General features: G+C 64.9%; 23 protein-coding genes and 1 CRISPR repeat array. Of the genes, 16 read left to right on the forward strand and 7 right to left on the reverse strand.

Going from position 1 to position 20,677, the window contains the following annotated elements; translation table 11 throughout:
• Nucleotides 1–150: 150 nt before the first annotated feature.
• From B597_RS30345 to B597_RS30365, 5 genes are all read left to right on the forward strand, one after another.
• Complete coding sequence (locus tag B597_RS30345) at nt 151–1,053, forward strand: transporter substrate-binding domain-containing protein (protein ID WP_003292606.1); 903 nt, start codon at nt 151–153, stop codon at nt 1,051–1,053.
• Nucleotides 1,054–1,174: 121 nt separating this feature from the next.
• Nucleotides 1,175–1,816, forward strand: a complete 642-nt coding sequence (locus tag B597_RS30350; RefSeq protein ID WP_003292605.1) for an amino acid ABC transporter permease — start codon at nt 1,175–1,177, stop codon at nt 1,814–1,816.
• A 10-nt stretch (nt 1,817–1,826) separates the two neighbouring features.
• Nucleotides 1,827–2,489 (forward strand): amino acid ABC transporter permease, encoded by a 663-nt coding sequence (locus tag B597_RS30355; protein ID WP_003292604.1) that lies wholly within the window; start codon nt 1,827–1,829, stop codon nt 2,487–2,489.
• Nucleotides 2,482–3,237: an amino acid ABC transporter ATP-binding protein gene (locus B597_RS30360; RefSeq protein WP_003292602.1), complete on the forward strand. Its 756-nt coding sequence runs from the start codon at nt 2,482–2,484 to the stop codon at nt 3,235–3,237. The genes B597_RS30355 and B597_RS30360 overlap by 8 nt, the downstream gene beginning before the upstream one ends.
• A gap of 571 nt (nt 3,238–3,808) precedes the next feature.
• A complete protein-coding gene (locus B597_RS30365; protein WP_003292601.1) occupies nt 3,809–4,576 on the forward strand; it encodes an SDR family NAD(P)-dependent oxidoreductase in 768 nt (255 codons plus the stop codon).
• 302 nt (nt 4,577–4,878) lie between these two features.
• On the opposite strand, the gene B597_RS30370 is transcribed toward B597_RS30365, so the two are convergent.
• Nucleotides 4,879–5,610 carry a sulfite exporter TauE/SafE family protein gene (locus B597_RS30370; RefSeq protein ID WP_003292599.1) on the reverse strand — a complete coding sequence of 244 codons (732 nt, stop codon included), beginning with the start codon at nt 5,608–5,610 and terminating at the stop codon, nt 4,879–4,881.
• A gap of 498 nt (nt 5,611–6,108) precedes the next feature.
• Between B597_RS30370 and B597_RS30375 the strand changes: the two genes are divergently transcribed.
• From B597_RS30375 to ureC, 5 genes are all read left to right on the forward strand, one after another.
• Nucleotides 6,109–6,942: an urease accessory protein UreD gene (locus B597_RS30375; protein ID WP_003292598.1), complete on the forward strand. Its 834-nt coding sequence runs from the start codon at nt 6,109–6,111 to the stop codon at nt 6,940–6,942.
• Between the two features lie 137 nt (nt 6,943–7,079).
• Entirely contained in the window at nt 7,080–7,382 is a 303-nt protein-coding gene (ureA, locus tag B597_RS30380) for an urease subunit gamma (protein WP_003283033.1), read from the forward strand.
• Nucleotides 7,383–7,443: 61 nt separating this feature from the next.
• Complete coding sequence (locus B597_RS30385; RefSeq protein ID WP_003292596.1) at nt 7,444–7,956, forward strand: GNAT family N-acetyltransferase; 513 nt, start codon at nt 7,444–7,446, stop codon at nt 7,954–7,956.
• The gene (locus B597_RS30390; RefSeq protein WP_003292595.1) at nt 7,953–8,258 is read left to right on the forward strand and encodes an urease subunit beta; all 306 of its coding nucleotides are present in this window, start codon (nt 7,953–7,955) and stop codon (nt 8,256–8,258) included. The genes B597_RS30385 and B597_RS30390 overlap by 4 nt, the downstream gene beginning before the upstream one ends.
• Before the next feature lie 157 nt (nt 8,259–8,415).
• Nucleotides 8,416–10,116: an urease subunit alpha gene (gene ureC, locus B597_RS30395; protein WP_024161801.1), complete on the forward strand. Its 1,701-nt coding sequence runs from the start codon at nt 8,416–8,418 to the stop codon at nt 10,114–10,116.
• Between the two features lie 177 nt (nt 10,117–10,293).
• Here the strand turns inward: ureC and B597_RS30400 are convergent, their stop codons facing one another.
• A complete protein-coding gene (locus B597_RS30400; protein ID WP_003292594.1) occupies nt 10,294–10,560 on the reverse strand; it encodes a DksA/TraR family C4-type zinc finger protein in 267 nt (88 codons plus the stop codon).
• Nucleotides 10,561–10,857: 297 nt separating this feature from the next.
• Between B597_RS30400 and B597_RS30405 the strand changes: the two genes are divergently transcribed.
• Nucleotides 10,858–11,577 carry a TorF family putative porin gene (locus B597_RS30405; RefSeq protein ID WP_003292592.1) on the forward strand — a complete coding sequence of 240 codons (720 nt, stop codon included), beginning with the start codon at nt 10,858–10,860 and terminating at the stop codon, nt 11,575–11,577.
• A gap of 10 nt (nt 11,578–11,587) precedes the next feature.
• Here B597_RS30405 and B597_RS30410 read toward each other — a convergent pair whose 3' ends face one another.
• The 3 genes from B597_RS30410 to B597_RS30420 all read right to left on the reverse strand — a co-directional run bounded on the left by B597_RS30410 (nt 11,588) and on the right by B597_RS30420 (nt 14,668).
• Nucleotides 11,588–12,745: an MFS transporter gene (locus tag B597_RS30410; RefSeq protein ID WP_031323277.1), complete on the reverse strand. Its 1,158-nt coding sequence runs from the start codon at nt 12,743–12,745 to the stop codon at nt 11,588–11,590.
• Nucleotides 12,746–12,832: 87 nt separating this feature from the next.
• Entirely contained in the window at nt 12,833–13,696 is an 864-nt protein-coding gene (locus tag B597_RS30415) for an isocitrate lyase/PEP mutase family protein (protein ID WP_003292589.1), read from the reverse strand.
• 102 nt (nt 13,697–13,798) lie between these two features.
• The gene (locus B597_RS30420) at nt 13,799–14,668 is read right to left on the reverse strand and encodes a DMT family transporter (protein ID WP_003292588.1); all 870 of its coding nucleotides are present in this window, start codon (nt 14,666–14,668) and stop codon (nt 13,799–13,801) included.
• A 283-nt stretch (nt 14,669–14,951) separates the two neighbouring features.
• Here B597_RS30420 and B597_RS0223175 point away from each other — a divergent pair, with 283 nt between their 5' ends.
• The 5 genes from B597_RS0223175 to B597_RS30440 all read left to right on the forward strand — a co-directional run bounded on the left by B597_RS0223175 (nt 14,952) and on the right by B597_RS30440 (nt 18,129).
• The gene (locus B597_RS0223175) at nt 14,952–15,437 is read left to right on the forward strand and encodes a GNAT family N-acetyltransferase (RefSeq protein ID WP_031323280.1); all 486 of its coding nucleotides are present in this window, start codon (nt 14,952–14,954) and stop codon (nt 15,435–15,437) included.
• A 165-nt stretch (nt 15,438–15,602) separates the two neighbouring features.
• Entirely contained in the window at nt 15,603–16,103 is a 501-nt protein-coding gene (gene ureE, locus B597_RS30425) for an urease accessory protein UreE (RefSeq protein WP_003292586.1), read from the forward strand.
• Nucleotides 16,104–16,126: 23 nt separating this feature from the next.
• Nucleotides 16,127–16,801, forward strand: a complete 675-nt coding sequence (locus B597_RS30430; RefSeq protein WP_031323282.1) for an urease accessory protein UreF — start codon at nt 16,127–16,129, stop codon at nt 16,799–16,801.
• A gap of 34 nt (nt 16,802–16,835) precedes the next feature.
• Nucleotides 16,836–17,450, forward strand: a complete 615-nt coding sequence (gene ureG / locus B597_RS30435; protein WP_003292583.1) for an urease accessory protein UreG — start codon at nt 16,836–16,838, stop codon at nt 17,448–17,450.
• Nucleotides 17,451–17,556: 106 nt separating this feature from the next.
• On the forward strand, nt 17,557–18,129 hold the full coding sequence (locus B597_RS30440; protein WP_024161802.1) for a HupE/UreJ family protein: 573 nt from the start codon (nt 17,557–17,559) through the stop codon (nt 18,127–18,129).
• Nucleotides 18,130–18,148: 19 nt separating this feature from the next.
• On the opposite strand, the gene B597_RS30445 is transcribed toward B597_RS30440, so the two are convergent.
• Together B597_RS30445 and amn are read right to left on the reverse strand one after the other, a co-directional pair.
• Complete coding sequence (locus B597_RS30445; RefSeq protein ID WP_003297100.1) at nt 18,149–18,391, reverse strand: DUF2789 domain-containing protein; 243 nt, start codon at nt 18,389–18,391, stop codon at nt 18,149–18,151.
• A 77-nt stretch (nt 18,392–18,468) separates the two neighbouring features.
• Complete coding sequence (amn, locus tag B597_RS30450; RefSeq protein WP_003297102.1) at nt 18,469–19,941, reverse strand: AMP nucleosidase; 1,473 nt, start codon at nt 19,939–19,941, stop codon at nt 18,469–18,471.
• 260 nt (nt 19,942–20,201) lie between these two features.
• Nucleotides 20,202–20,657: a CRISPR direct-repeat array (repeat unit 28 nt; unit sequence GGTTCATCCCCGCGGGCGCGGGGAACAC).
• Nucleotides 20,658–20,677 lie beyond the last annotated feature (20 nt).

Here is a 20,677-nt window from a genome sequence, read left to right on the forward strand (position 1 = left end):
CGAACTTGTTCGCCCGCTTCGTCCTGCCGACTGGCCAGTCGAAAGACGGCAACTGCACCTATCGCCGTCCACAAGCCGGCTCCTAAGGTGAAAGCACGCCACGCCCAGCGCCGCTGGAGGGCTGGTCCAACGTCGAACTGGAGCAATGACATGACGCAATCAAGCAAGGATTCGGTTACCGCCAAGCCGCGCAGTCTGCTGCGCACCCTGACGCTGGCCAGCTGCATGCTGTCCGCCGCGATGGTGGGCCTCGCACAGGCCTCGGACATGGATGAGATCAAATCGCGCGGCTACATGACCGTCGCCACCGAGGATGACTACGCACCGTTCAACTACATCGTCGACGGCAAGCCGGAGGGCTTTCACAAGGAACTGCTCGAAGACCTGAAGGCCTACGCCAAGGACGAGGGCTTCGATGTGCGCCAGGAAATCCTGCCCTGGACCGGCCTGCTCGCTTCGGTTTCGTCCGGGCAGTACGACGCGGCTTTTACCGGGGCGCTGGTGACCGATGATCGCCTGCGCGTATTCGACTTCGCCCCGCCGTTCGCCTCGGCGCAGCACTTCTACGCCAAGCGTGCCGATGACGACAGCCTCTCCGACATCGCCAGCCTCTGTGGCAAGAAAGCCGGTGTACAGGCCGGTAGTGCGCTGCTGGCGCGCCTGCCCGAACTGAAGAAGATGATGGCCGCGGAAAATTGCGAGATGGGTGAGGTGGTGGAATACCAGTCCTACCCGGAAGCCTATGCCGACCTCGCCAACGGCCGGCTGGATTATGTGGTCAACGCGCTGATCTCGGTGAACGACCTGGTCAAGACGCGTGGAGATACCTTCGCCAAGGGTATCGCGGTGTCCGGAGACGGCTTTGCCGCCTGGCCGGTTTCCAAGCAGAGCCCCGAACTGCTGGAGTTCCTCACCGGTTTCATGAACCACATACGCGACAACGGTCGCCTGGCCGAACTGCAGGCCAAGTGGTTCGGCGAGGCGTTCCCGAACCTGCCGAAGGAGCCGATCAAGAGCGTAGAACAGTTCCATTCGCTGGCCGGTATGGACTGACCGCTGCAGCGGCAAGGCCGCCGGGCCGATCTGGCCCCGGCCTTGCTAGCCCCCTCAGGGCTTCGCGCCCCGCTCATGATGCATCGCATCGTGCCTTCTTAATGCTCAAGGAATTCCGGACATGAACGGACAGGCCTGGTTGCTGCTGCTCGAAGGTGCCTGGACCACGCTGTGGATCTCGGGTATCGCCATCGCAATCGGTGTGGTGCTCGGGCTCGGCGTGGCCCTGGTACGCATGGCGCGGATTCCGTTCGTCGACCAGCTGCTGGTGCTATACGTCAGCCTCGCCCGTGCCACGCCGCTGGTCACGCTGGTGCTGTTCATCTTCCTCACCGCACCAACCCTGGGCGTCGGCCTTGACCGCAACACCGCAGCGATCCTTGCGCTGACGCTGAACACTGCCGCGTTCAATGCCGAGGTTTGGCGTGCGGCCTTCCTCAGCTTTTCCCGCGAGCAGCGCGAGGCGGCACTGGCCTGCGGCATGACCGGCCCGGTGTTCTTCCGCCGCATCATGCTGCCGCAGATGTTCACCAGCAGCCTGCCGGGGCTGGTCAACGAAATGTCCTTCATCATCAAGAGCAGCCCGGCGATCGCGGTCATCGGCATTGTCGACCTGACACGGGTGACCAACCGCATCACCGCGGTGACCTATGAGCCGCTGCCGCCAATTCTCGCCGCGGCGCTGCTCTACATGTTGATCATCGGCGTGCTGATCCGCATCCAGGCGATTGCCGAACGCAAAGCCAACCGGCTGGCCATGTGAGGAGCAGAGCATGAGCGAATGGGCAATCATCTGGGACGCGCGTCAGGCGTTTCTCGACGGCTTTCTCACCACCCTGTTGCTATTCGGCCTGTCGGTCACGGTCGCCTTCGGCATGGGCTGCCTGTTCGCCTTCTGGCTGGAACGGCGCAATCCGCTGAGCTGGCTACTGCGCGGTTTCATCGACTGCATGCGCATGCTGCCCTTCCTGATCCTGGCCTACCTGCTCTACTACGGGTTGCCGAGCCTTGGGTTGCGGCTCGATGCCTGGACCGCCGGGCTGATCGCCTTGATCGTCTATTACGCCGCCTACTTCGGCGAGGTACTGCGCGGTGCCCGGCTGGTGCTGCCCGAAGGCCAGGTCGAGGCGGCCAAGGCCCACGGCTTCACTGCCTTCACCCTGTACCGGCGCATTGTGCTGCCGCAGCTGGTAATCAAGACCCGTCCGCTGATGGGCAACCTGCTGATCCTGGCGCTCAAGGACACCGCCTTCCTCACCATCATCACCGTGCGGGAACTCACCGCCGCGGCCAACTCGGTGCAGGCCACCTACTTCATTCCGATGGAAGCATTCGTGGTGGTCATCGCGCTCTACTGGCTGATCAGTATCTTTCTGGAACTGGCGCTCAAGTGGGCCGGCCGGTTCGGTGCCAAGCGAGGATTCGAAAATGTCTGACGTACCGGCCGTGCGCATCGAGCGCCTGTCCAAGAGTTTCGATGGCGTGGAAGTGCTGCGCGACATCGAGCTGACCGTTAACAAGGGCGAGGTGGTCAGCGTGCTCGGCTCGTCCGGCTCGGGCAAGTCGACCATGTTGCGCTGCATCAACTGGCTGGAGGAACCGGACCGCGGCAGCATCTTCATTGCCGGCGAACGCATCGGCATCGACGCCAGCGGCCGCAAGATGGGCAACAAGGCGCTGGCCGCACTGCGCGCGCGCACCGGCATGGTGTTCCAGGGCTTCAACCTGTGGCCACACTTCACCGTGCTGCAAAACGTCATGGAATCGCCGGTGCAGGTCAAGGGGATGCGCAAGGACGAAGCGCGTGCCCAGGCCATGGCGCTGCTGGAGAAGGTCGGCATGGAACACAAGGCCGACGCCTACCCGTACACGCTGTCCGGCGGGCAGAAACAACGCGTGGCCATCGCCCGTGCGCTGGCGATGAGCCCGGAGGTAATGCTGTTCGATGAACCGACCTCGGCGCTCGATCCGGAACGGGTCGGCGAAGTGCTGCAGGTGATGAAGAACCTTTCCGCCGAGGGCTACACCATGATCGTGGTGACACACGAAATGGAGTTCGCCCGCGCGGTTTCCGACCAGGTGGTGTTTCTGGAGAAGGGCCGGATCATCGAGAAGGCCGACCCGGAGACCTTCTTCACCAATCCAGCCACCGAGCGGGTCCGGCGCTTTCTCGAACTGGCGTAAGCGGCTCCGGGCGAATGAATTCGCCCCTACAGCACGGTATCCGTTGGGGCGAACTTGTTCGCCCGTCTTGGCGCATCTGCCGATCCTCTACCCTGGCAACCTCGCGACAGCCCCGGGCGAATGAATTCGCCCCTACAGCACGGCATCCGTTGGGGCGAACTTGTTCGCCCGTCTCGTCGCATCTGCCGCCCCTACCCTGGCGACCTCGCGACAGCTCCGGGCGAATGAATTCGCCCCTACAGCACGGCATCCGTTGGGGCGAACTTGTTCGCCCGTCTTGGTGCATCTGCCGATGCATCTACCCTGGCGACCTCGCGAAAGCCCCGGGCGAATGAATTCGCCCCACAGCACGGCATCCCGTTGGGGCGAACTTGTTCGCCCGTCTTGGCGCATCTGCCGATCCTCTACCCTGGCAACCTCGCGACAGCCCCGGTCGAATGAATTCGCCCTACAGCACGGCATCCCTACTGACCCAACCGATCCTGGTAACTGGCCCTGCCCTGCACCGCATCACGCATTAAGCTGTCCCGGTCGGCCGCCATGGCCTGCCAACTTGAACGGGAATCCATATATGAACAACGTGGTTTTCATCACGGGTGCGACATCCGGCTTTGGCCGCGCCACCGCTCGCCGTTTTGCCGAAGCCGGTTGGACACTGGTGCTGAGCGGACGCCGTCTGGAACGGCTCGAGGCGTTGAAGGAAGAACTGTCGGCCAAGGTCCCGGTGCACATCGCCGCGCTTGACGTACGCGACGCCGAGGCCGTGAGGCAGGTGATCGCCGAGCTGCCCGAAGGCTTTCGCGAGGTCAAGACGCTCGTCAACAACGCTGGCCTCGCCCTCGCGCCCGAGCCTGCGCAGCAGGTGGCACTGGAGGACTGGCACACCATGATCGACACCAATGTGACCGGCCTGGTCAATGTCACTCATGCGCTGCTACCGCGCCTGATCGAAACAGGCAAAGGCTCGAGCATCATCAGCATCGGCTCGATTGCCGGCCATTGGCCCTATCCAGGCGGCCATGTCTATGGCGCCACCAAGGCTTTCGTCGAGCAGTTCAGCTACAACCTGCGCTGTGATCTGCTGGGCACAGGCGTGCGGGTCACGGATATCGCACCGGGCATGGCCGAAACCGAGTTCACCCTGGTCCGTACCAAGGGCAACCAGGATGCGTCCGACAAGCTATATCGCGGCACCACGCCACTGACCGCGGACGACATCGCCGAGCAAATCTTCTACGTGGCCACCCTGCCTGACCATATCAACGTCAACCGCCTGGAAGTGATGCCCACCCGCCAGGCCTGGTCGCCGTTCAATATCGACCGGGACAAAGCAGAATAAGGGCGAATAAATTCGCCCCTACGGCAGCCGGGCTGTCGTCACGGGCGGAGCCGGTGCCGTGCGTCGGAACCTGTAGCGGCCGAACGTGTTCGACCGGGGCAGCCACTTGCCACGGCGAAACGGCGAAACGGCGAAACGGCGAAACGGCGAAACGGCGAAACGGCGAATAAATTCGCCCCTACGGCAGCCGGGTTGTCATCGCTGGCAGCCGGTGCCGTGCGTCGGAACCTGTAGCGGCCGAACGTGTTCGACCAGGGCAGCCACTTGCCCCGCCCCACGCCGAAACGGCGAATGAATTCGCCCTACAGCCCGCCGAGCGACAACAGGCTTCGCCAAAGCATGGCGGCCGATGTCAGCACCAGAATCGCGCCAACGACCATTCGCATCGGCAACGGCTGCCAGTAGCGGTGCAACAACTGGCCAGCAAGATTGCCGGCAAGCGCTGGAAGCAGAAGCGAGATGGCCAACAGCAGGTGCGCACGGCCAACAATGCCAAATAGCCATAACCCGATCAGCGCGCAGCTGCTGCTTGCGACGAAGAACAGAATCGCCGTCCCGCGCAGATGGGCCGCGCTGAGCCCGCTGCGCAACAGGTAGAGAATCAGCGGCGGACCACCAGCGGAGGCCATGGTCATGGCGAGGCCCGAGGCAAGACCGGCAGGCAAGGCGCCGGCCGTACTTGGCCCGCCGGCAGGCATTGCCGGCGGCCGGTACAGCACAAGGAGACCACCCAACAAACACAACAGGGCGATGATCGGTGTCATCCATGCTGCGGGAATCAAGTGCAGCAGCCATGCTCCCAACGGCACGGAAAGCAGCATTCCGAGGATGAGACGACTACCGATCGGCACGTGAAAGCTGCGCAACGCAGCCGGCCACAGCGTGATCGAACAAGCCAGGTCCAGCATCAAGGCCACAGGCACCACTTGTGCCGGAGGCAAGCGTGTCAACAGCCCCAGCGCCAGCAACATGGCGAAACCGAAGCCGCTGTAGCCACGCACCAGCCCGGCAGCAAAGGCGACCCATATGAACATCCATGCAACTCCTGAGCATCACGACGACACAAGCCAGGTTCTGTACGAAAAGTCGTCGAGCGAAGGTCAGGCGAGGCAAAAACGGGGGAGGAAGCGGCGTTTACGTGCTGTAAATGAGCATTCCGAACCCGTTTTTAACGAAGCATCACCGAGCGCAGGCACTTTTCGTACAGAGCCTAATGCCGAAACCGTTCTTGCGACAGGGCCAGCTTCGCCTCGACGGCAAGCCAGCGCTCGCGTTAGGGCGAACAGCAGAGACATCGCAAGCAGCGCAGCGGTTACCGTTCTGAGCCAGGCGCATCGCACCAAAAAAATGCATCATTGTTCGGATGCACCAAACCTAAGCACGCCACGACCATTGAGAAATGCCCTCGACCCAGATCAAGCCGGCCCGAACCTGCGCCAACACCGCCCCGTCAGGCGGCGCACCAATGCAGCGCATAACAGGCACGGCGATTGCTCTGCTTTCCTGACCGACACACCGAAAAGCCTGCTTGCATGAATGCCCCAGCGCTGCTGTTCACCCCCCACTGGCACGCCGAGCTCGAACTCGGCTATGCCCGCCACGCGGATACGACACGCCCGGTGCTGCGTCGCCACTACGGGCCGTTGCGGGTGCAGAAGCATCTGTATCCGGAAGGTCCGCAGGTCTGCCAGCACATCATCGTGCATCCACCCGGCGGCATTGCCGGTGGTGATCGACTGGACATCCGGGCGACGGTTGGCGCGGATGCCTGGGCACAGCTGACCAGTCCGGGCGCGGCCAAGTGGTATCGTGCCGCCGGTCCCGCCTTTCAGGATCTGCGACTGCGCGTCGAAGCCGGTGCCACGCTGGAGTGGCTGCCGCAGGAAACCATCGTCTATTCCGCGGCGCAGGCCGAGCTGAGCACGACCATCGAGCTGGAAGGCGACGCCCGGCTGTTCTACTGGGACATGGTCGCGCTGGGGCGGCCGGCCAGCGAAGAGCGCTTCGACGACGGGCATTTCCAGGCACGCCTGGATATCCGCCGCGACGGAAGATTGCTCTGGCACGAACGTCAGCGCGTGGCCGGTGGCGATGCGCTGCTCGACTCGCCGATCGGCCTCGACGGGCACTCGGTATTCGCCACCCTGATCGCCAGTGGCGAGATCGACAGCGAACTGCTGGAGCGTTGCCGCGAACTGCCGAGCCGTGTACGCGGCGACCTGACCCAGTTGCCTGGCCTGCTGGTCGCGCGCTGCCTGGCCGACGAAGCGCTGCATGCGCGCGCCTGGCTGATCGCATTGTGGCGACTGTTGCGCCCCGAACTGCTGGGCCGCGAGGCGCTGCCGCCGCGAATCTGGAGTACCTGAATGACCGGTGGGCAAGGCTGCGCCGTTGCCCACCCTACGCCGGCGCTTGCTACGTGCCGCCCCGATAATCGCTGCGTGGTCATCGCCACCGGCCGGTGGATGTGAAAAGCGACATCCACCCTACGACTGGAGCTGTTATGGATTTGTCACCAAGAGAAAAAGACAAGCTGCTGATCTTCACCGCCGGCCTGGTGGCCGAGCGGCGTCTGGCACGCGGGGTGAAGCTCAACTACCCGGAGGCCATGGCCTACATTTCCGCCGCGCTGCTTGAAGGCGCCCGCGACGGCCAGACGGTGGCCGAGCTGATGCACTACGGCACGACCCTGTTGAGCCGCGAGCAGGTGATGGAAGGCGTCCCGGAGATGATTCCGGAGATCCAGGTCGAGGCGACGTTCCCGGACGGCACCAAGCTGGTCACCGTTCATCAACCCATTGCCTGAGAGACTGGTCAGTGTCTTCTGCGCCCTGCGCATGCCCGACCAATTTCCAAAGGACCGAGACGTGCTGATACGCGACGCCCACCCCACCGACCTCGAAGGCATCCTCTTCATCTACAACGACGCCGTGCAGAACAGCACGGCGATCTGGAACGACACGCCGGTGGACCTGGCCAACCGCCAGGCCTGGCTCGACGAGCGCCAGCAGCAGGGCAACCCGGTGCTGGTGGCCGTCGACGATACGGAGCAGGTGATCGGCTACGCCAGTTACGGACCGTGGCGCCCGCATGAAGGCTTCCGCCATACCGTCGAGCATTCGGTGTACGTGCGCGACGGCCAGCGCGGTGGTGGCATCGGCCGCAGCCTGATGCACGAACTGATCGCCCGCGCCCGCGCCAGCGGCAAGCACGTCATGGTCGGCGCCATCGAAAGCGAAAACCGTGCCTCGGTGCACATGCACCAGCAGCTCGGCTTCATCCATGTCGGGCAGATGCGCCAGGTCGGCTGCAAGTTCGGCCGTTGGCTCGATCTGACCTTCATGCAACTGATCCTCAACACGGAGCGCAGAACGCCATGATTCCCGGCGAATACCAGATCCAGGACGGCGAGATCGAGCTCAACGTCGGCCGCCGCACCCTCACCCTGAGCGTGGCCAACAGCGGCGACCGGCCGATCCAGGTCGGCTCGCATTATCACTTCTTTGAAACCAACGACGCGCTCGCTTTCGACCGTGCCGCCAGCCGCGGCATGCGATTGAACATCCCGGCCGGCACCGCAGTGCGCTTCGAGCCGGGGCAGAGCCGCGAGGTGGAGCTGGTCGAGCTGGCCGGCGATCGCCGGGTGTTCGGCTTTGCCGGACGGGTGATGGGCGCGCTCTAGCGCGACCCGGTCCGAACACTGTCGCAACAGCGGGCGAATGAATTCGCCCCTACAGGGCCGGGCAATCGAGCACCAACGCAACACCGTAGGGGCGAATTCATTCGCCCATGAACGAACCAACGGCGGCCAGTCCGCGCCGAGGCATCAAGGAACAGCCATGAAAATTTCCCGCCAAGCCTACGCCGACATGTTCGGCCCCACCGTCGGCGACAAGGTGCGCCTGGCCGACACCGACCTGTGGATCGAGGTCGAAAAGGATTTCACCACCTACGGCGAGGAAGTGAAGTTCGGCGGCGGCAAGGTGATCCGCGACGGCATGGGCCAGGGCCAGCTGTGTGCGGCAGACGTCGTCGACACGCTGATCACCAACGCGCTGATCCTCGACCACTGGGGCATCGTCAAGGCCGACGTGGGCCTCAAGGACGGCCGCATCGCCGCCATCGGCAAGGCCGGCAACCCGGACATCCAGCCGGACGTGACCATCGCCATCGGCGCCAGCACCGAGGTGATCGCCGGCGAGGGCATGATCCTCACCGCGGGCGGCATCGACAGCCACATTCACTTCATCTGCCCGCAGCAGATCGAAGAAGCCCTGATGAGCGGCGTGACCACCATGATCGGTGGTGGTACGGGCCCCGCCACCGGCACCAACGCGACCACGGTGACGCCAGGGCCCTGGCACATGGCGATGATGCTCAAGGCGGCCGATGCATTTCCGATGAACATCGGTTTCACCGGCAAGGGCAACGCCTCGCTGCCCGAACCGCTGATCGAGCAGGTCAAGGCCGGCGCCATCGGCCTCAAGCTGCACGAAGACTGGGGCACCACGCCCGCGGCCATCGACAACTGCCTGAACGTGGCGGACCAGTACGACGTACAGGTGGCGATCCACACCGACACGCTGAACGAATCGGGCTTCGTCGAGACGACGCTGGGCGCGTTCAAGGGCCGCACCATCCACACCTACCACACCGAGGGTGCGGGGGGCGGGCACGCCCCGGACATCATCAAGGCCTGCGGATTTCCCAATGTGCTGCCCAGTTCGACCAACCCGACCCGGCCGTTCACCAAGAACACCATCGACGAACACCTGGACATGCTCATGGTCTGCCATCACCTCGACCCGAGCATCGCCGAGGACGTGGCCTTCGCCGAGAGCCGCATCCGCCGCGAGACCATCGCCGCCGAGGATATCCTCCATGACCTCGGCGCCTTCTCGATGATCAGTTCCGACAGCCAGGCCATGGGCCGCGTCGGCGAGGTGATCACCCGTACCTGGCAGACCGCCGACAAGATGAAGAAGCAGCGCGGCGCCCTGCCGGGTGACGGCGCCGGCAACGACAACTTCCGCGCCAAGCGCTACATCGCCAAGTACACCATCAACCCGGCGATCACCCACGGCGTCAGCCACGAGGTGGGCTCCATCGAAGTGGGCAAGTGGGCCGACCTGGTGCTCTGGCGTCCGGCGTTCTTCGGCGTCAAGCCAACGCTGATCCTCAAGGGCGGCGCCATCGCCGCGAGCCTGATGGGCGATGCCAATGCCTCGATCCCGACGCCGCAACCGGTGCACTACCGGCCGATGTTCGCCAGCTACGGCGGCTCGCTGCATGCGTCGAGCTTCACCTTCATCAGCCAGGCCGCCTTCGAGGCCGGCGTGCCCGAGCAGCTGGGCCTGAAGAAGAAGATCGGCGTGGTCAAGGGCTGCCGTTCGGTGCAGAAGAAGGACCTGATCCACAACGACTACACGCCGGATATCGTGGTCGATCCGCAGAACTATCAGGTCAAGGCCGACGGCCAGCTGCTCTGGTGCGAGCCGGCCGAAGTGCTGCCGATGGCGCAGCGCTATTTTCTGTTCTGAGCCGGTCACGAACGCGAGCCAACCTGGCAACGCCAGGCTTACCAGATGCAGTGGCCGACCCCGGACCGGGTTGGCCCGCCGTCCTGCTCATGACCCCTGGCCTGGCGCACAGCGGCATGTGCGCCGGCCCCAGAACCGAAGCCGGCAGCCGCTTCACGTTCTGCATGCAGCGGCCGATCAGCGCAACTGGCTGTCCTTGCTGCCGCGGCGGTTGTAGCCGCTGAAGCGCGCGTCTTCCTTGTCCTGTGCCGACTGGCATTTGATGCACAGCCGCACGCCAGGGACGGCCTGACGCCGGGCCTCCGGGATCTCCTCCCCGCATTCTTCGCAGTGGCGCAGGCTTTCGCCCCTCGCGATCCGGCTGCGCGCGCGCTGCACCGCATCATCGATGGTGCTGTCTATCTGCTCCTGTACCGCACCGTCGTTCGCCCAACCGGTAGCCATACCAACCTCCTTCGCCCACGGGGCTGATGTCGTGGAGATGCCTGCATTTGAACGGATTCTGCGCACGACGGTTCACCGCTCGGCAAAAAATCCGTGCCGGGATTTCGTTCCGCCATCCTGATGGCGCCGCCTGTCGTACTACTGGCGTCAAATCGACGAGCGGGGCTCGCTGACCAGCAGCCTTGACTATCCTCGCCCCGAACGCAGCGCGGACCGGTTCGCTAGAGCGCCCCGGTTCCTCGCCATTCGTGGTCGCCCCTGGTCGGCCTGTCTGACACATCACCAGTGAAGCGGTGTATGGACAAGAGTTATTTGATCGCGCTGAGCCTCGTGCTCGGCGGCTGCGCCAGTCAGCCCGCGATGGTGGAGCGACAGGTCGGGCAATTCGACCTGAAACTCGGTACGGCACCGGCACGCAGCATGGCTCAGGGCCTGGTACAACCAACGACGGCCAGCACTTTTCGCGGCGGCGTGGACCTCACCCACGACAGCGGCCTGTATGTCGGCCAGTGGGCGCCCAGCATTGGCCTGCTCGAAGATACCCAGCTGGAACTCAACAGTTACATCGGCTATGCCCAGCCGCGGCTCGACGATAGGCCGGGATACGAACTGGGCGTGATCCGCTACAGCTTCCCGGAGATCGAGGCGTGGAACCGCGAGGAATACTACGCCGGCTTCAACCTGGGCAGCAGCCGGCTGGGCGGCGCTTTGAGCAGTTCACTGGGGCGCACCGACAGCACCCTTTTCCTGGAGCTGGGCTCGCTATGGCCCCTGGATGTCGGGGTGCGCGTGAAATACGCCAGCCACTCCATGGACAGCCCCATGTATTACCCCGGCGGCAGCGTCCGGGTATTCGACGACTGGTCGCTGAATTTGTCGCGGCGACTGCTCGGCGTGCAGATGGATTTCTCCTATACCGACTCCAGCTTGCGCGGCGCCCAGTGTGGCGTCTACTCGGGGCAGAACGCGTATTGCGAAGGCTTCATGATGCTCAAGGCCGAGCGCTCGTTCTTCTAGACGGCCCACCTCAACCCTGGCGAAAACGCCGCTGCGCGTTGCCGACGGCCAGCAGGAAGGCAGCGGCAGCGAAGCCGTAGAGCAGGCCCAGATTGCCATCCTGGAACAGCCAGGAACCCAGAACCGGCCCCGTGGCCATGCCCATGAAGCGGAAGAAGTTATAGCTGCCCACCGCCGTGGCGCGATTCTGCTGATAAAGATCCATCAGCAGGCTGGTCTGCACCGGCAATGACAACCCGAGAAACAGCCCGAATACCGTTACCGCCACCACCAGCGCGGCAAGTGACAGCTGTGCGATGGCCAGGAACAGCAGCAGGCTGAGCGCATTCAGCAGTGCCGTGACCAGCAGCATCGGCCTCGGTCGCCAACGGCCGAGCAGCCGCCCGCCGACGAAACTGCCGATCACCACCGCGATCGACAGCGGCAGAAACACCAGCCCCTTCTCGCTGGCGCTCAGGCCGTAGCTGGCGTCGAGCACCCGCGGCATGAACACCAGATAGTTGTAGAAGGCGTAGTACTGCACGAAGCTCAGCAGCATGATCGCCAGTCCCTGACGATCGCTCAGCACCTCCAGGTACTGCACCGGATGAAAGGCGCGTGACGTTCCACCGGCCGGGCGGGTCTCCTTGAGCCAGACGGCGTTGCTCAGCAACGCCACCGCACCGACGAGGGCCAGCAGCAGGAAGACATAGTGGAAATCCAGGTGCTCGCCGACGATACCGCCTACCACCGGCCCGGCCACCGGCCCCAGAGCCACCATCATCTGGAACGAACCCATCGCCCGACCGCGCTCGGCACCTTCGAAGCGGTCACCGATGACCGTGACCGCCACCACCGCACCGGCCGCGATACCCACGGCCTGCAAGGCGCGAAAGGCCAGCAGCGTCTCGATGCTACTGGCCAGAAAGCAGCCCAGCGATGCCACGATGTAGATCGCCAGGCCCACCAGCAGCGTGCGCTTGCGCCCCGTGCGATCCACCAGCGGGCCGTAGATGATCTGCATGAAGGCCAGCACCAGGGTGAAGATCGAGATGCTCAGGTTGATCAGGAACGGCGTGGTGCGCAGGGCCGCGCCGAGCTCCGGCAGGATCGGCGCGTATACCGTCTGGGTGAAGGGGCCCAGAAAGGCGGCGAAGGCGACCATGAAGGTCAATAGACGTGGACTCATCGATTCTCCGATGGCGACGATGGACGCTGCAGCAGCTGGCGGCCGATACCCGATGCGACCGGCTCAGCGAGCGGCAGCGCCCATGGGTTATTCCTTGACCTGCATGTACTCCTCGGCCCAGACCACATAGTCGTCGGCCGTGGAGTACTTGACCGACAGCTGCGAGGCATTCAGATCCAGCGCATCGACCTGACGCTGCTCGCGCAGACAGTCATAGGTCGCCTTGATCGCAGCGAAGTAGGCCGCATGGCCGTTGACCACGATGCGCACGCCAAGGGCTGCCAGGCGCGCGTTGTCGCGCAGGTTCGGATTGCCGTAGGTCACCAGCATGAGCGGCTTGCTGAGCTGGCTGGCGATGCTTTCCAGATGGTCGAAATCTTCGATGCCGACCAGGCAGATGGCATCGGCGCCGGCCTTTTCGTAGGCCTGGGCGCGGGCGATCACTTCCTCGAAGCCGATCACGCCGGCATTGGTGCGGCCGATGATGGCCATTTCCGCGTCAACCCGCGCTTCCAACGCCGCGCGAATCTTGCCGACCGCCTCGAACATGCCGATGAGATCGGTGGAGCGGCGACCGAATTTCGGCGGCAGCAGGGTGTCCTCGATGGTCAGCGCGGAGATGCCGGCGCGTTCCAGCTCCGAGACGGTGCGCATCACGTTCAGCGCATTGCCGTAGCCGTGGTCGGCATCGGCCAGCACCGGCAATTGCGCGACGCGACAGATGCGCGTGGCCTGCTCGACGAACTCGCTGAGGGTGATGAGGTTGAAGTCCGGCGCAGCCAGTACCTGCAACGAGGCCACCGAACCGCCGAGAATGCCGACTTCGAAGCCGAGGTCGGCGGCGATCCGCGCCGACATCGGGTCGAACACCGAGGCGGTGTGGTAGCAGCGGTCGGAATTGAGCAACTGGCGGAAGCTCCGACGCAGGTCGTGGTGAGAGAGTCGCGGCATATAGGCTCCAAGGGTGCACGCAAGGGTCGATTCGCCCTGTCTATTCGTTTCAGTGTTCTGAGAAGCTGTCTGGCCATTGCAATGGCACATTTCCGATTCCAATCAGCCGACCGGCGCCTGACGTCGCTGCACATAGGCCATGCACAGCCCGCTGACCATGATCACCGCCATGCCGAGCAGGGTGCCGGCGTCCGGTGCATGGCCGAAGGCGAAGTAGCCCACCACACCGGCAAAGACGATCTGCACGTAGGTGAACGGTGCCAGGGTCGCGGCGCTGGCGAAACGGAAAGCGTTGGTCAGCAGCAGATGGCCGAGCATCGCAATGCCGCCAAGCGCCGCCATCAGCAGAGCGTCGTGCAGCGTAGGCGTTTGCCAGTTGAAAATCACCAGCACGGTCATGCTCGAGCAGCCGACCAGGCTGGTGAGGTAGTTGCTGGTGACCGGATGATCGGTACCGGCCAGGCGTCGGGTCACCAGTTGATAGACGGTGAACGACAGCGCCGCACCCAGCGGCAGCAGCACCGCCGGGGTGAACAGCGCCGAGCCCGGGCGCACGATGATCAGCACGCCGAGCAGACCGAAGCCCACGGCGACCCACTGGCTACGCTTGACGCGTTCGCCTAGCAGCGCCGAGGCGATGGTCACCAGCACCGGCGTCAGGAAGATCACCGAGGTCGCTTCGGCCAGCGGAATGTAATGCAGCCCGCTGATGAACAACAGGCTGACACTGACCAGGCTCAGTCCGCGCAGCAGCTGCGGCCACGGGCGCAGGGTGCGGAACACGCGCTGGCCCATGCGCGGCACGAACAGCGCGGTCATCAGCACGGTTTGCGCGAGATAGCGCGCCCAGATAACCAGGAAGACCGGGTAGATCTCGCTCAGATGCTTGGCCAGGCCGTCATGGCTGGCCAGCATCAGGCAAGACAGCAATATCAGCAGAACGCCATAGAGCGGATGGTGGTGCTCGTTCAACGATGGCCTCGCCCAACTTGTTAGCAGACTAATTATTATGCCTGCCATCACCGCCGCCTGCTGCACCAAATGGCGAAATCCAGTACAGCCGCGTATCGCCCGTCGAGCAGACAAGGCGCTCGGCGCCGCAGCCTGGCCAGGCGCACGGCTGCCGTTCGCCCGGGAGTACCTGGCGCCGGGCAAGCGCAACCGCACCGGTTCGCGTATGATCGCCGGCCTTTTGCAGAGCCCGCGCGGCCTTGCGCGGCATTCGAGCGTAATCCAGATGTACCAGTTGCGAGCGATGCAGGAACGCGACATTCCTGCCGTCCTGGCGATCCAGGAAGCGTCCTATTCCGTCGAGGTCCTGGAGGACGAGGCGGTGATCCGCGCGCGCCTGGCCGCGTTCCCGCAACTGGCCTGGGTGGCCGAAGATGCGCAGGGCGTATGCGCCTACCTGTTCGCCTACCACTCGCGGCTGGGCATGGTGACTCCGCTGGACGGCGAGTTCTGCACTGACGAGCAAGCCGACTGTCTCTATCTGCATGACCTGGCGGTGGCCGGACGGGCCGCGGGACGTGGTATCGGCCCGGCGCTGGTGCGGCACAATCTGCAGCAGGCCGGCACCGCCAGGCTGCGTTATTCGGCGCTGGTATCGGTGCAGGATTCGACGGGCTTCTGGTCACGCCTGGGCTACACGGCCCAAGAGAATCTTGAGCCACCGCAGGCGGGCAATCTGGCCAGCTACCGGATTCCAGCGGTATATATGGTGCGCAGCCTGCACCAATAAGGCGCACACGATACCCCAGAGACCAGACCTGGCACCTTTTCGGTGCGCTCAAGGCCCCAATATCTGGCACGAAGGCCGCGCCAGCCGCCGTCACGCTGGGGCACACCGCCGATTGGCAAGCCCCTTGCTCTGGGTTCCCTAAACGATCCAACCGGAACTCTGCACATGCTGGTGATTCGCCAACGCATCGAGGCCCGCCCCGAATGGCAGGCCGAACTCGAACTGACCTACGAAGCGCGCAGCAAAAGCCGACTGCGCTGTTTCAGTACCAGCGGCGAGGACGTCGGTCTGTTTCTGGAACGCGGCCAGCCGCCGCTGCGCGACGGCGAATGCCTGCTGGCCGCTGACGGGCGCGTGGTGCGCGTGCGCGCACGGCGTGAACAGCTGCTGCATATCACCTGCGCCAATGCCTTCGAACTGACCCGCGCGGCCTACCATCTGGGCAACCGCCACGTCGCCCTGCAGGTTGGCGACGGCTGGCTGCGCCTGCTGGACGACTACGTGCTCAAGGACATGCTGCTGCAGCTGGGCGCCACGGTGCAGGCCGTCGATGCGCCGTTCCAGCCCGAGCACGGTGCCTATGGCGGTGGCCATCATCATTCCCACGCCGGCGAGGCAGAGTTCAGCTACGCGCCGCGCCTGCATCAGTTCGGCGTGCGCACGTGAACGCAACAGTCTCCCCGAGCCCACTGCATCCGGCCTGGGCGCTGCTCCGGCTCGCCAGCCCGCAGCTGCCCATCGGCGGCTACAGCTATTCCCAGGGGCTGGAAATGGCGGTGGAAAACGGCCAGGTCACGGACCCGGCCACTGCCCGGCGCTGGCTGGAGGATCAGTTACTGCTCAATCTCGCACGGTTCGAGGCGCCGCTGTTGCTGGCCCATTGCGAGGCGGCGGCGCGAAGCGACTGGCCAGGCCTGCTGCAGCTGGCCGCCGACCACCGCGCCAGTCGGGAAACCCGCGAGCTGCAGCTGGAAAGCCGACAGATGGGCTATTCGCTGGCCCAATTGCTCGACGGCCTGCCAGAACTCGACGAGCCGGCCCGCCGCTGCCTGACCCAGGCTGGCGAACCCGGACTGGCCCTGGCCTGGGCGCTGGCGGCGCGCGCCTGGAACATCGCGCCCGCCGATGCTCTCGCGGCCTGGCTCTGGGGCTGGCTGGAGAACCAGCTGGCAGTGCTGATGAAAACCCTGCCGCTCGGCCAGCAGGCCGCACAACGGCTGACCTCACAGTTGCTGCCGACACTGACCCAGGCGCAACGGCACGCCAGCGAGCTGCCGGAGCACGCCTGGGGCAGCGCTCCATTCGGCCTGGTGCTGACCAGTATGGCCCATGAGCGCCAGTACAGCCGCCTGTTCAGGTCATGAATCGCCCTACCGTTTCAGAAAAAGGAAACCGAAGATGAACACTCAACCCTTGCGCGTCGGTATCGGCGGACCGGTCGGCTCCGGCAAGACCGCCCTGACCCTCGCCCTGTGCCAGGCACTGCGCGATCGCTACAACCTGGCCGTCGTGACCAACGACATCTACACCCAGGAAGATGCCCAGTTCCTGGTGCGTAACGAGGCGCTCGCGCCGGAACGCATCATCGGCGTGGAAACCGGCGGCTGCCCGCACACGGCGATCCGCGAGGATGCCTCGATCAACCTCGAGGCCGTCGAACAGCTCAACCGGCGCTTCCCCGGCCTGGACCTGATCATCGTCGAATCCGGCGGCGACAACCTCTCGGCTACCTTCAGCCCGGAGCTGTCGGACCTGACCATCTACGTGATCGACGTCTCTGCCGGCGACAAGCTGCCGCGCAAGGGCGGGCCGGGCATCTGCAAGTCCGACCTGCTGGTGATCAACAAGATCGACCTGGCGCCCATGGTCGGCGCCTCGCTGGAGGTGATGGACCGCGACGCCCGCAAGATGCGCGGCGACAAGCCATTCGTGTTCAGCAACCAGAAGGTCGGCCAGGGTCTCGAAGAGATCATCGCCTTCATCGAGAAGCAGGGCATGCTCAGCGCCGCCTGACAGCCCGGTTTCAGAAACGAGAGGACGTCGCGTCCCCGCTCGCCACTCGGCATCCGGACGAGCGACGGCTCGGCACAGCTATTGCCATGCAACCAGAGGGAATCGCATGAACGTTAACAAAATCCTGATCACCACCGCCCTGCTGTTCGGCCCGGCACTGGCCTTCGCCCACCCCGGGCACGACCATGCCGGCGTACTGTCCGGCATCGCCCACCCGATCTTCGGCCTCGATCACCTGCTGGCCATGCTCGCGGTCGGTCTCTGGGCAGCCCAGCAGAACGGCGCGGCCCGCTGGGCGCTGCCGCTGACCTTCGTCGCCACCATGCTGATCGGCGGGCTGGCCGGCTTCGCCGGCATCGAGATGGCGCTGATGGAAACCGGCATCGCCGGTTCGGTGTTGGCGCTGGGTCTGCTGGTGGCCCTGGCGGTACGTCCGCCGCTGGCCATCGCCGCCGCGCTGACCGCGCTGTTCGCCGCCAGCCACGGCGTCGCCCACGGTCTGGAGCTACCGGTTCTGTCCAGCCCGTCGGGCTATGCCGCCGGTTTCGTGTTCGCCACCGCCGCCCTGCATGCTGCCGGTTACGCGCTGGTGCGCGCCCTGCCGCAGGCCGCGGCGCCGCTGGTACGCATCGCCGGTGCCGCCTCGGCGCTGACCGGCGCCTGGCTGCTGGCCGGCTGAGCAAGCCGGCAGCAGCGCCTCAGTGGTAGCGCCGGCGCAGCGCTTCATTGAGGCGGTCGACCACCTCGGCCCAGTCGGCATCCTCGAGGATTTCCTCGCGCAGGAAGCTCGCCTGGGCCGGCGTCCAGAAAGGCGCATCCGCCAGATAGACGCGATCGTCCAGGGGTGAGTGGGTTTCGATGAAGCGCCTGATCGAGACATCGTCGTTGGGCAGGCCCAACTGCTCGAACAGTTCGTGGAAGGCGTGGATCGGCTGTTCCATGTGAACCTCCGCTGCTGCGGGAATGAACGTTATGAGTATCGTCCATTCCCGCGCAGGCGTCGGTGGCCCGCACCGAATCAGCGGAACGGCGGCTCGTCGAAGCTGCGCAGCTTGCGCGAGTGCAGCGAGTTGAGCTGGCTACGCAGCAGGTCGAGGGCGGTGATACCGATCTTCAGGTGCTGGGTCACGGCCCGCTCATAGAACGCGTTGGCCGAGCCGGGCAGCTTGATCTCGCTGTGCAGCGGCTTGTCCGAGACGCACAGCAGCGTGCCGTAGGGCACCCGCAGGCGATAGCCCTGGGCGGCGATGGTGCCGCTTTCCATGTCCACTGCCACGGCACGCGACAGATTGATCAGCGGCCGCTCCTGCGCCCAGCGCAGCTCCCAGTTGCGGTCGTCGTAGGTCAGCACGGTGCCGGTGCGCAGGCGCTTCTTCAATGCCTCCCCCTGCTCGCCAGTGACCGTCGCCGCGGCGTCCTGCAGCGCCTGCTGCACCTCGGCCAGCGCCGGCAGCGGAATGTGCGGCGGCAGTACGCGATCGAGAATGCCGTCACGACGCATGTAGGCGTGGGCCAGCACGTAATCGCCGATCGACTGCGACTGCCGCAACCCGCCGCAGTGACCGATCATCAGCCAGCAGTGCGGACGCAGCACGGCCAGGTGATCGGTGATGTTCTTGGCGTTGGACGGCCCGACACCGATATTGACCAGGGTGATGCCATGGCCGTCCTCGGCGATCAGGTGATAGGCCGGCATCTGGTAGCGATGCCAGATCACCCCGCCGATGATCGCCTGCGCCTCGCCCTCCTCCATACCGCGCTCGACCACCACATTGCCCGGCAACACCATGCGCACGAAGCGGGTGTCGTCGCGCAGCATGTCGAGGCCGTGGCGAATGAACTGGTCGACGTAGCGGTGGTAGTTGGTCAGCAGGATCCACGGCTGCACATGGCGCCAGTCGCTGCCGGTGTAATGCACCAGCCGGCGCAGCGAGAAATCCACCCGCGCGCCGTCGAACAGCGCCAGCGGATAGGGATCGGCATGCTCCCAGTCGTAGAGCCCGTCGGCGATGTCATCGGTGGCCGCCGACAGGTCGGTACTGGGAAAGACCCGCGCCAGCTCGGCGGCCGTCACGCCCGTACCGGCCAGTTCGTCGCCGTGCTCGATGACGTAGGGATAGGGAATGTTGCGGTCGCTCATGCCGACCTCGAGCGTCACGTTGAAGTCTTGGATCAGCGGCTTCAACTGGTCGAGCAGGTAAGCGCGGAACGCCGCGGGGTGGGTCACCGTCACGCTGTAGACACCCGGCGCCTGCACCTTGGCGTAGGCGCGCGTCGAAGCCGGCACCTCGCCGTGGCATTCGTAGGTCAGGCGCAGCTGCGGGTAGCGGAACAGGCTGCGCTCCTGGATGCTCGGCTCGGTACGGCTGGCCACATAGCGCTTGAGCGCCTGGTTGAGCGCCCTGGTAGCGGATTCGTGGAGCTCGGCAAGGTAGTCCACTGCAGCTTCGGCGCTGGTGGCAATGCGGAAAGTATCACCGGCTGGATTCATGCTGGATTCCTTGTTCAGTCGTTGGAAGCATCTTGCCTGCTCCTCGATGACAGCGATAGCGCCGCAGTCGTGTCAGCCCTTTTCGCGTCACGCGCGGCTCACTGACACTTGACCCGCAGGCCGCACATCTGGAATTGCGCCGGCTCGCCCTGCGAGTGCGGGAACACGATGGTATAGGCCGCCAGGCGCTTGCCGTCGCCGGCTCATCCTGCGGGAGCGGGGAACACATCCGGCGGCGCTGCGTGAATCGAACCTCGGTCGGTTCATCCCCGCGGGCGCGGGGAACACCCAGCCAGTTGCTGGCGAGCATGGTGCCGACCCGGTTCATCCCCGCGGGCGCGGGGAACACCTTGAGCCGCACGAACTGTTCGCCGCCCAGGGCGGTTCATCCCCGCGGGCGCGGGGAACACCTGTCCACCCCGCATAACATCCCGCCGCATCCCGGTTCATCCCCGCGGGCGCGGGGAACACTTACTTCATCAAAAAAACTCATGCTTATTCCCCGGTTCATCCCCGCGGGCGCGGGGAACACCAGCCTTCCTCAATGCGCCCCGCGTTGATGGCCTGGTTCATCCCCGCGGGCGCGGGGAACACACGGCCACGCCTGGTTCAATGAAGATGTAGTACGGTTCATCCCCGCGGGCGCGGGGAACACGGGAAGATACGGTCACCGAGATACTGACCATGCGGTTCATCCCCGCGGGCGCGGGGAACACGGCTCGCGCAGAATCAATCT

Source organism: Stutzerimonas stutzeri KOS6 (assembly GCF_000307775.2).
GTDB lineage: Bacteria > Pseudomonadota > Gammaproteobacteria > Pseudomonadales > Pseudomonadaceae > Stutzerimonas > Stutzerimonas stutzeri_B.